Source organism: Methylobacterium sp. CCH5-D2 (assembly GCF_001556475.1).
GTDB lineage: Bacteria > Pseudomonadota > Alphaproteobacteria > Rhizobiales > Beijerinckiaceae > Methylobacterium > Methylobacterium hispanicum.
Window position 1 is genome coordinate 1 of sequence record NZ_LSIX01000268.1, and the last position, 7020, is coordinate 7020.

12 protein-coding genes are annotated in these 7020 nt (G+C 70.2%); 1 reads left to right on the top strand and 11 read right to left on the bottom strand.

The window, feature by feature from the left end; translation table 11 throughout:
- Nucleotides 1-77: 77 nt before the first annotated feature.
- The 7 genes from AX737_RS07190 to AX737_RS07220 all read right to left on the bottom strand — a co-directional run bounded on the left by AX737_RS07190 (nucleotide 78) and on the right by AX737_RS07220 (nucleotide 3902).
- Nucleotides 78-461, bottom strand: a complete 384-nt coding sequence (locus tag AX737_RS07190; RefSeq protein WP_066920163.1) for a hypothetical protein — start codon at nucleotides 459-461, stop codon at nucleotides 78-80.
- Nucleotides 458-805, bottom strand: coding sequence for a DUF3307 domain-containing protein (locus tag AX737_RS07195; protein WP_066920164.1), 348 nt, complete (start codon nucleotides 803-805; stop codon nucleotides 458-460). The genes AX737_RS07190 and AX737_RS07195 overlap by 4 nt, the downstream gene beginning before the upstream one ends.
- Nucleotide 806: 1 nt before the next feature.
- On the bottom strand, nucleotides 807-1151 hold the full coding sequence (locus AX737_RS07200) for a DUF6527 family protein (RefSeq protein WP_066920168.1): 345 nt from the start codon (nucleotides 1149-1151) through the stop codon (nucleotides 807-809).
- Between the two features lies 1 nt (nucleotide 1152).
- Entirely contained in the window at nucleotides 1153-1611 is a 459-nt protein-coding gene (locus AX737_RS07205) for a lysozyme (RefSeq protein ID WP_066920169.1), read from the bottom strand.
- Nucleotides 1611-1886, bottom strand: coding sequence for a hypothetical protein (locus AX737_RS07210; protein WP_066920170.1), 276 nt, complete (start codon nucleotides 1884-1886; stop codon nucleotides 1611-1613). Before AX737_RS07210 ends, AX737_RS07205 begins: the two co-directional genes overlap by 1 nt.
- 95 nt (nucleotides 1887-1981) lie before the next feature.
- Nucleotides 1982-2650, bottom strand: coding sequence for a hypothetical protein (locus AX737_RS07215; protein WP_066920178.1), 669 nt, complete (start codon nucleotides 2648-2650; stop codon nucleotides 1982-1984).
- Nucleotides 2643-3902 carry a hypothetical protein gene (locus tag AX737_RS07220; RefSeq protein WP_066920179.1) on the bottom strand — a complete coding sequence of 420 codons (1260 nt, stop codon included), beginning with the start codon at nucleotides 3900-3902 and terminating at the stop codon, nucleotides 2643-2645. The genes AX737_RS07215 and AX737_RS07220 overlap by 8 nt, the downstream gene beginning before the upstream one ends.
- Before the next feature lie 258 nt (nucleotides 3903-4160).
- On the opposite strand from AX737_RS07220, the gene AX737_RS33020 reads away from it, so the two are divergent.
- Complete coding sequence (locus tag AX737_RS33020) at nucleotides 4161-4868, top strand: hypothetical protein (protein WP_156453571.1); 708 nt, start codon at nucleotides 4161-4163, stop codon at nucleotides 4866-4868.
- Here the strand turns inward: AX737_RS33020 and AX737_RS07225 are convergent.
- The 4 genes from AX737_RS07225 to AX737_RS34165 form a co-directional block, all read right to left on the bottom strand.
- Nucleotides 4849-5874, bottom strand: a complete 1026-nt coding sequence (locus AX737_RS07225; RefSeq protein WP_066920180.1) for a putative phage tail protein — start codon at nucleotides 5872-5874, stop codon at nucleotides 4849-4851. The two genes, AX737_RS33020 and AX737_RS07225, sit on opposite strands and share 20 nt — an antisense overlap.
- Nucleotides 5875-5901: 27 nt before the next feature.
- Nucleotides 5902-6327 carry a hypothetical protein gene (locus AX737_RS07230; protein ID WP_066920181.1) on the bottom strand — a complete coding sequence of 142 codons (426 nt, stop codon included), beginning with the start codon at nucleotides 6325-6327 and terminating at the stop codon, nucleotides 5902-5904.
- A 4-nt stretch (nucleotides 6328-6331) separates the two neighbouring features.
- Nucleotides 6332-6760 carry a DUF4376 domain-containing protein gene (locus AX737_RS07235; protein ID WP_066920183.1) on the bottom strand — a complete coding sequence of 143 codons (429 nt, stop codon included), beginning with the start codon at nucleotides 6758-6760 and terminating at the stop codon, nucleotides 6332-6334.
- Between the two features lies 1 nt (nucleotide 6761).
- Nucleotides 6762-7020, bottom strand: a 259-nt coding sequence (locus AX737_RS34165) for a hypothetical protein (protein WP_197430483.1), incomplete at its 5' end; no start/stop codon positions are given.

Genomic DNA, 7020 nt, shown 5'->3' on the forward strand with positions numbered 1-7020 from the left:
CGCCCGCCGCGCCCTCGACTACGGGGACGCCAACGCCGCGGCTCGGCACCGGCCGGGGGCTCGGGCCCGGCACGACGTCAGCGACGGGCGGGAGGGTCCGCGCGCCCACCTCCGGGCGCGCGTCCCCACGCATTGCCCTGCAGGCGGGCAAGGTCAGCATCGTTGAGACCGCAAGCCCCAGCAGGGCCGCGCTTCGCCAGCTCGCTCGCATACTCGTCCCTCTCGGTCTCGGCCGTGGCGCGCGCCTCGGCGTTGCGGGCCTCGTCCGCGCGCGCGAGATCCCGCGCGGCCGCGGCGGTTGCCGCGTCGGCCCGGGCCTCGTCCCGCTCGCGGGTCAGGGTGTTGATCTCGGCGTGTTGGTCGGCGGCGGCCAATCCCGCCAGGAAAGCGGCGAGCGGCAGGGAGACCCCAAGGCCGCCTGCCATGGAGCCGAGGAGGCGGAGCGCGAGGGCGCCGATCATGGGGCAACTCCGCCGAGCGCAAGGATGAAGGCGGCGAACCAGACGAGCTTGCACGCGACGTGAAGCGCCTGGTCCGCGTTGTAGGAGAGGCGCCCGGCGCACTTCGTGTGGTCGATGGCGGCGTGCGCCACGAATTCGCAGGCTGCGAGCGCCCATGAGCCGGTGGCGAGCTTCACGCCCGCCGCGTGGATGGCAGCGTGGGCCGCCAGCGCGCCCGGCCAGATGCGCTCGCCGGGCACGAGGTCCAGCGCTCGGTTCTTGGCCCGGCTCAGCCAGTCGCCCTGCAGCGGGTAGTCAGCCAGGGCGTGGGCGACGAGCATCCAGAGGAGCGGATCGAGCCCCATCTCACGCCTCCGGCTCGGCGGTGAGCTGCACGGTCTGGTTGGCCAGCGCGTGCGTGCAATCGCCGAGGAACTGGATCTGCCCGTCCGTCACGAAGGTGTGGCAGACGAAGGGCACCGGCTCGTGCGGCTCGCCGGCCATCACGCGGTCGGCCTGCTCATCGGTGAGGGGCACGATGCCCCGCACGCGGATCGAGGGCGTGAACGTCGGCCGCTCGTAGCTGCCGTTCCAGCCCCAGCGCGGGCCCTCGCCCGCGCCGACCGGGATGACGTGCACCTCGTTGCAGCCGGGGCAGTGGAAGCCGAGCCGGCCTCCCTCAACGGTGCGTAGAACGCCAATGCGGGCCATCTCAGGCGGCCTCGCACAGGTCGCGCTCGGCCGCGCGGCGCCGGGTCAGGCCGGGCAGGACGATGCGCACGCCCGCCTTGGTGGCCTTGTTCCACTTCGACAACTCGGCGCAGGCGGTGGGATCGTTGTCGTTGAGCTTCCGCGCGAAGGTCGAGCCGCAGAAGGCGCCGACGCCCGCGTTGTAGGTGAACGAGAGCGCCGCCGCGTAGCGCTTCTCGGGCAGATCGACCCGCAGGCAGCGATCCATGCCGGCGGCGTGCTCCTCGAGCGAGGCGAGCAGCAGGGCGTTGCACTCAGGCAGCGTCTTGAACATGCCCATGCGGACATTCTTCGTCTCGCCCATGCAGATCGTCGGGATGCCCACGGGGTCGCGATAGGCGTACTGGTGCACGCCCTCGAAGCCGCCGACGAAGGGCACGAGGATGGCGGCGACGGCCGGGGAAAGCTTGCGGCGGGCCATCACGCGGCCTCCTCGGTGACGGTGGCGGGAAGGGAGAGGCCGCGCTGCGCCACGAAGCGCAGCGCCATGGCGGCGGCCAGCACCGCGAGCGAGGACCACCAGGGCAGGACGTCGAGGTTCGGCCAGTAGAGGTAGACGCTCTGCAGGGCGCCGGAGACGCCCATCAGGTGCAGCGACCACGAGCGGGCGGCGACCTCGCGCCAGTTGGCGACGAGGCGCGCGCGCAGGGCCGCGAGCGGGCGCGCGAGGGCGCCCGCTCCGGGGAGGAACGGCATCGAGCACTCCTGATCTGAGAGGCCGGGGCCGCGCGGCGCGTCGGGCCCGGGGAGCCGGGCGGGGCGCCGGGCGCGGCGGAGAGCGGACCCGCGCCTCAGGCGAGGCGCGGCCAGACGATCGCGGCGGCGGCGTCGAGTGCCTCGGGCAGGGTCTCGGCGGCATCGACCGCCGCCTTGCCGAGAAGGCGCGCCCGGCGGATCGCCGCGCCCGCCGCGAGCCAGCCCTCAAAGGCCACCCGGATCGCGCGGGCAACGCCGAGGACGTCGGTGGCGGGCGCGCCCGTCTCCGGGTCGAGGTCGAGGCCGATCGAGGCCGCGAGCATCGGGTAGAGGGCGGCGCTCGCCCCCTGCGGCGCGGCCAGCGCGGCCGAGGCCTGCGCCTGCGCCTCCTGGTACTCCATCGCCTGCCCCGAGCCCGGGGTGATCAGCGCGGAGCGCAAGGCCTCGGCCTTGGCGTCGATCTCGGCCTTGAGCGCGGCCTTGCGGCTGTCGAGCGAGGCGTAGAGGCCCCACTGCACCAAGACCGCCTGCAGCGTGACCATCGTCTGCTGCCCGGTGATCGGGTCACGCGGCCAGATCGAGGGGCGGCCGGTCCCGCCGGACGCCGTGTTGCGCGCGGCCCAGGCGAGGAAGTCCGGGTCAAGCGCCGTGGCCATCCCGGACTTGGCCGAGGCGAACAGGTCGCCGTTGTCGCGCTGCCAGTAATGGTCGAACGGGTCGATCTGGGGAGCGAGGAAAGCGCTGGTCAGGGCTGAGTTAGACAAGGAGACCTCCTGCAGACGCCGAGCCGTCGGTCGTGCCCGGGATGATGGTCTGGCCCTGACCGTTGGTGTCGATCAGGCCCTGGTTGATCGCGATCCAGCGCTTGCCGGTGGCCGAGCCCGCGAAGTTGATGCCTGGCGAGACGTAGATCCGGCCGGCCGAGCGCGCGTAGGCGGCGGCCACCGAGTAGGACTGCGCGCCTGACAGGGTGAGGCCGGGGCCGGTGGCCGCGATCACGCCGCCATTGGCCTGCCAGAGCCCGCCCATGCTGCCGGAGAAGACGCAGCCGTCGCCGACGCCCACGATCGCGCCGTCGTTGGCGATGATGTGGAAGCCGGTGGCGAGGCTCAGCGCCGTGAAGATCACGTTGTAGAACAGCACGTACATGCTGGAGCCGGCGCCGAAGGTGTGCTTGGCCCCGCCCGCGCATTGCAGTGTCAGGCCCCGGAAGGTCAGCGTGCCCGAGCCCGAGGTGCGGTGCCCGAAGGAGGCGTTGCCGCCGTCCTGGATCACGAAGCTCGCCTTGTTGGTCTCGTCGCCGAGGACCGTGAGGTCGCCCGCCGTGCGGAAGCCCCGATCCATGCCCGCGTAGATGCCCGGTACGCCGAGCTGGATCGTGACGGGCTGGGCGATGCCGTAGGCCAGCACCGCCTTGGTGTAGGCCGCCGTGATCGTCTTGAAGGCGCGCCCCGGCAGGTTGGCGCCGCCGTCGTTGTTGTCGTTGCCGTCCGTGCGCACCCAGACCGTGACGGCGCCCGCCGCCACGTTCTTCGAGACCTCGGAGAGCGCGAAGCCGAGGAGCCGGTAGGCGGTGCCGTCGAAGCAGGCATCGACGGGCACGTTGGGCAGGAGGTCGCCCGGCGCGAGCGGCGTGCCGTCGCGGCGCACGAAGGGCTTGGTGATGCCGTTCGTGGTGATGGTGCAGTCGCCGGTGTTCTGGAGCGTCGGGAACAGCCGGAAGGAGAGCCCGCGGTAGACGCTGGTATGGGGCGTGATCGGCGTGACGATGAGGTCGTTGGCCGTGCCCGAGGTCAGGAAGGTCGAGAGCTGGCCCGAGCGGATCGCCTTGAGGAGCTGCCGCGGGTCGTCGTTCGTGGGCGAGAGGCCCGCTTCGATGAGCGCGTTGACGATCTCGCGCTGCGTCATCTCGATCGCGGCGGGCGGGATGCGCGAGCCCTGCTTGCCGGCAGCCAAGTTCTTGCCGACGTAGGGGGCGTTCGGGTCGGTCGAGCCGGTGGGCGCGTTGTAGAGCATCGGGGACTCCGGGGGTGAGCAAGCGCGCGCCGCCGGCCGGCGCGAGCGCTCGAGGCTCGCCCGGGTCGGAGCGCGGTGGGTGATGGATCGGGGTTTGGTGGGTTGCTGATTTTGATGAGGCGTCTATACTGGCGCTTTCAGCTTGTTCGCTCCGTCAGCATGAAGATTTGCAGAAAGTGTCTGCGCGAAAAGTCGCTTCAATGCTTCGGAATGCAGAGAAGCACCAAAGATGGGCTCAATCGCTGGTGCAAGGAGTGCGTGAAGCTGTCGACGGCGCGCTGGCGAGCAGAAAACCCCGACAAGGTCGCGGCGCAGGTCGCATCATACGCCGCATCAGGGAGAAGTATCGAGCAACGCCGCGCCTATCGTTCGCGTAATCGTGCGAAGCAAAACGAGTATCATCGCGAATACTACGCCAGAAACAAAGAAAAACACCGCGATGCGCACAGGCGGTGGCGCGAGGCCAACCCTGATAAGTTCAAAGCGTCCAAACAGGCGCACTACCAACGCAGCTATGCAGCCCATCCCGAGAAGCACAAGGCAAGGGTTCGCGCTTCCGTTAAGAAGAGGCTCGGCGCGGATCCTGCCTTCAAGATGCAGTGTGCTGTGCAAGGGCGGATCGGCCGTGTTCTCAAAACACGCGGCCGATCGCGCACCTTCAAGATGTTGGGCTACACTTCGGACGAGCTTGCCTACCACATCGCATCCACCTTCAAGCCCGGAATGAGCTGGGAAAATTTTGGCTTTGGCGAGGGCCGGTGGCACATCGAGCATATCCGCCCAATCGCATCATACAGCCCTAAGGACTTCCCCTCGATCGAGGAATTCATCATTGAGGCATTCAAGCTGACAAATCTTGAGGCTTCCTGGCATTCTGACAATCTTCGAAAATCCTCAATTTGGGCTGGAATGAGGTGGGCAAAAGGCCGCCCAATCGCCTGCGTTGTCAGTCCGGTAAGTACTTAAAAATGAGCTGCGTATGGGGCGGGCAGGCGCGCCGCAGCACGCATTCGAGGTCGTCGGCGGTGAGGAAGCCCTCCAATGGGTCGAAGCCGACCTCGCCCTCATCCGCCCGGAAGCTCGTCGAGCCGAGGCTCGTGACGGTCGCGGTCCAGAATTTCCAGATCGTGCCGTTGGGATCCCAGGCGACGCTCTCCAGGGGGGTGTCGTCGCACTCGCCCTCGTCGCAGGCGAACCAAAACTCGTCGAGGACGCCCGCGACCTCGTCGCCGAAGGCCTCGGCCGGCCCGTTGGTGAAGCTCTCCAAGGTGTCGCCCTCGCGGGCCGGCCCGATGCGGAAGTCTTCGAACGGGGTGTCGTCGCAGGCGAGGTCGTCGCAGGTGGCGTAGAGTTCGGTGACGCCCTCCCCGTCGAGTTCGCTCTCGTCGGCGTGAAACCACGACTCGACCACGCCGGGGCCGATCACCTCGCTCGTGTCGACGAGGAACTGCGTCGGCTCGGCGATCTGCACGTCGTAGCCGACCGAGGCCGCCAGACACCGCAGATATTCGGGGCTCGCGCCCCCCACCGCGCCGAAGCGCACCCGCACCGCGTTGATCCGGTCGGCCACCGCGCTCTGCGAGGGCAGGCAGGTGTCGGGCAGGCCCAGCTCCGCCTCCCAATCGGGCAGCGCCGTGGTGATCGCGGAGGGGAAGACTTGAGAGGCGACCGCGAAGTCGCGGGCGTTGATGTCGGCGACCCAGGCCGCAACCGCCGTCCAGACGAGCCGCATGATCGTCGAGGCGCCGCGCCCGTCGCCCGCCTCGTCCGTGCCCCAGGCCGGCCCGCGGGGCGTGAGGGCCAGCACCGCCGGCAGGAGATCGGCGGCCGAGGGGTTCGACTGCTTGTCGGCCACCGAGGGTGGTGGATCGGTCAAGAGCGCGCAGGGCCAGCCGAGGCCCAGCGCGTCCGGGCCGCCGAGCCGGACTTTCGTCGAGTCGGCGGTCAGGATGGTGTCGGAGGCAAGCGGCATCGGGGCCCTCCGGCCGGCGACCGGCCGCTATCGAAGCGCGGTGATGGTGAGCGGGATCGTCTTCGAGGCGGTGAGCGCCAGCACCGCGGCGAGGGTCACCTCGACCGTGCCGTCCGCCGGCACCCGTGCCCCGGCGACGCTCGCGCCCGGCGGCATGGCGCCGGACGCCTCGACGAGGACGCGCTCCCCGGCCTTGAGGCCGGCGAGCCTCGTGACGAGGAAGGTCTTCGTGCCGATGGCCAGGGGGCCCGTGGTGATCGAGCCTGAGAGCGGCACCACCTCCTCGGGCCGGGCCTCCAGCGCGGCAAGGCGGCGCTCGATCGCCGCGAGCCCGGTGGTCGGGTAGCGGGCCGCGATCTGATCGACAGTCGCGAGGTAGAGCCGGCCGTCCTTCAGGACGCGCACCCGCTCGCTACCATCGAGTTCGACCGGGGAGAGCGGCGGGACCTGCACGGCCTTACTCCGAGAGGCTGAGCGCCGCGAAGCGCGCGTCGATCTGTGCGTAGGTCGTGATCGAGCCGGCCTCTATCGCCGCCTCGGTCCGGCGGAGGCAGGTGAACGTCGCCTGCACCCATTTGCCGACCGCGAGGGCCACCGCCTGGATTGCCGCGGCACTCATGTCCGCCCAGCCGGTAACCGCTTTGAAGTCGAGCACGTTGTCGGGCTCGGCCTGCGAGAGGTTGTAGGCGCCGTTGATGAGGCCGCGGCTCTTCTCGTTCGTCTTGACGAGGACGCCCTGGAACGTGACGCCGCCGTCCTGCGCCCGCTCCTGCGCGGCGTTGGCATAGGCGGCGAGCGCGGCCTTCGTCTGGGGCCCCTCCCAGGGGAAGGGCTCGCCCGCGGGGGTGAAGATCGCACCGGAGATGGGATCGATCGTGCTCGGCATGTCAGAGGCTCACGAAGGTGGCGGCCGCCGCCTCGCCGGCCTGGCCGGTCGGCTGCGTGCTGGCCTGTGGTCCGAGGAGGCACGTCGCCGTGCCGGCCGACAGGTTGAACAGGCACACGAAGCCGCCGAAGCCCGCCCCGCCACCGCGTCCGGCCGTACCCGTGCCGACGCCGTTGCCGCCGTTGCCGCCGTTGCCGCCCCGCGCGTCCAGGGTGTTCGTGGCGGCGACACCTGTGAGGAAGCGGCACACGACCTGGACC

What these genes read in the sequence shown, in the direction of transcription:
- AX737_RS07190 (WP_066920163.1), bottom strand. Translation starts at nt 461, where the DNA reads ATGATCGGCGCCCTCGCGCTCCGCCTCCTCGGCTCCATGGCAGGCGGC.
- AX737_RS07195 (WP_066920164.1), bottom strand. Translation starts at nt 805, where the DNA reads ATGGGGCTCGATCCGCTCCTCTGGATGCTCGTCGCCCACGCCCTGGCT.
- AX737_RS07200 (WP_066920168.1), bottom strand. Translation starts at nt 1,151, where the DNA reads ATGGCCCGCATTGGCGTTCTACGCACCGTTGAGGGAGGCCGGCTCGGC.
- AX737_RS07205 (WP_066920169.1), bottom strand. Translation starts at nt 1,611, where the DNA reads ATGGCCCGCCGCAAGCTTTCCCCGGCCGTCGCCGCCATCCTCGTGCCC.
- AX737_RS07210 (WP_066920170.1), bottom strand. Translation starts at nt 1,886, where the DNA reads ATGCCGTTCCTCCCCGGAGCGGGCGCCCTCGCGCGCCCGCTCGCGGCC.
- AX737_RS07220 (WP_066920179.1), bottom strand. Translation starts at nt 3,902, where the DNA reads ATGCTCTACAACGCGCCCACCGGCTCGACCGACCCGAACGCCCCCTAC.
- AX737_RS07225 (WP_066920180.1), bottom strand. Translation starts at nt 5,874, where the DNA reads ATGCCGCTTGCCTCCGACACCATCCTGACCGCCGACTCGACGAAAGTC.
- AX737_RS07235 (WP_066920183.1), bottom strand. Translation starts at nt 6,760, where the DNA reads ATGCCGAGCACGATCGATCCCATCTCCGGTGCGATCTTCACCCCCGCG.